This window comes from Domibacillus aminovorans, assembly GCF_001643235.1.
In the GTDB taxonomy this organism is placed as follows: Bacteria; Bacillota; Bacilli; order Bacillales; family Domibacillaceae; genus Domibacillus; species Domibacillus aminovorans.
Map to the genome: position 1 here is coordinate 1 of NZ_LQWY01000032.1, position 1782 is coordinate 1782.

General features: G+C 43.4%; 1 protein-coding gene and 1 rRNA gene. One reads left to right on the forward strand and one right to left on the reverse strand.

All coding sequences use genetic code 11. The annotated features are described in order from the left end of the window. Positions 1-258 precede the first annotated feature (258 nt). Positions 259-1482 carry an IS110 family RNA-guided transposase gene (locus AWH49_RS11795; protein WP_063965865.1) on the forward strand — a complete coding sequence of 408 codons (1224 nt, stop codon included), beginning with the start codon at positions 259-261 and terminating at the stop codon, positions 1480-1482. Between the two features lie 155 nt (positions 1483-1637). On the opposite strand, the gene AWH49_RS11800 is transcribed toward AWH49_RS11795, so the two are convergent. Continuing rightward, positions 1638-1782: ribosomal RNA gene (locus tag AWH49_RS11800) — 16S ribosomal RNA — on the reverse strand; the annotation flags it as partial.

Sequence of the window (1782 nt, forward strand, 5' to 3'; positions counted from 1 at the left end):
TTAGCCATCCATGTAGCGCAAAATCAGCGCTACACCACAGATGATGAAAATGTGTGCAGAACGGGTATTGGATACTACGGCTGGGAGAGGAAGGTCGATCAACTATGGTGCCATAGAGCCCATCCGTTAGTCTGACTCCAACGACCACGGTGCATCACAGAATGTCGCTCCCTTACGGGAAGCACTCATGGGAGATTAATCCTACTCTGGTTGTTGCACCAGCCTCCAATACTATTCGCCGTAGAAAGGATGATTACTATGGAAGTAATCATTGAGCATGCTTGCGGTATGGATGTTCATAAAGATTCGATTACCGCATGTACTATGACTCCAAAAGGAAAGGAGATTCGAACGTTTTCTACTAAGACTGTATTTCTATTACAGTTGATTGACTGGATTAAGGAGCAGGGTTGTACCCACGTAGCAATGGAAAGTACAGGCGTATTTTGGAAGCCCATCGTTAACTTACTTGAAGCAGAGAATATTGAATTTTTAGTTGTAAATGCTCAACATATGAAAGCCGTACCAGGTCGCAAGACCGATGTGAAGGACGCTGAATGGATCGCCAAACTACTTCGTCATGGACTACTCAAAGCAAGTTTTATTCCGGACCGAAATCAACGGGAACTGCGAGAGTTAGTTCGATACCGTCGTAGTATTATTGAAGAGCGTGCTAGACAACATAATCGGATTCAAAAGGTATTAGAAGGAGCGAATATCAAACTTGGCTCCGTTGTCTCCGATATAATGGGTGTCTCATCTCGTGACATGCTTCGTGCCATCGCAGATGGCGAGGATGATCCAGAAAAATTAGCGAGCTTCGCCCGAAGAACAATGAAGAAGAAAAAAGATGAGCTTGAACTCGCTCTTCGAGGATACATCAATCCACATCAACGGCTGATGATTAAAACCATTCTAAATCATATTGATTTTCTTAGTGAGCAGATTGAACTGTTAAATCTGGAGGTAGCCACTAGACTATCCTCTCACCAAGAAGATATTGAAAGGTTGGATTCCATTCCTGGCATCGCGACTCGAATGGCTGAACAAATCTTAGCTGAAATCGGAACAGACATGAAGAAGCAATTTCCTAGTGCAGCTCACCTATGTTCTTGGGCAGGACTAGTACCTGGGCACAACGAAAGTGCAGGCAAAAGAAAATCAACTAACATGAAAAAAGGAAACAAATACCTGAAGTCAGCTTTAATAGAAGCAGCTCATTCTATCAGAGGATCCAAAACCTACCTTGGGGCCTTGTATAGACGAACTGCATCACGGAAAGGTAAAAAGCGTGCAGGTATATCCGTTGCCCACGCGATTTTGAGAATCACCTACTATCTTTTAACACGTAAAGAAATGTACGTAGACTTAGGTGAGGATTACTTTGACAAACAAAAACAACAATCTATTGTAAGGTATTCTATTCGAAGACTTGAAAACCTAGGGTATAACGTGACAATCACCGAACCGAATGCCTCCTAATCCAACCAATAATTCTATCCTCATCTAGGCGCTTCACTTTTTTAAAAAATAAGTGAGCTGCGTCTAATTTTGTATTGCCTTTTTCTCTAAATCGGAGATTTTAATTTTCATGGGAGTTATAAGAACCACGTTCTTACTTCGTAAAAATTCCTTAGAAAGGAGGGGATCCAGCCGAACCTTCCGATACGGCTACCTTGTTACGACTTCACCCCAATCATCTGCCCCACCGTCGGCGGCTGGCTCCCGTAAGGGTTACCCCACCGACTTCGGGTGTCGCAAACTTTCGTGGAGTGACGCACG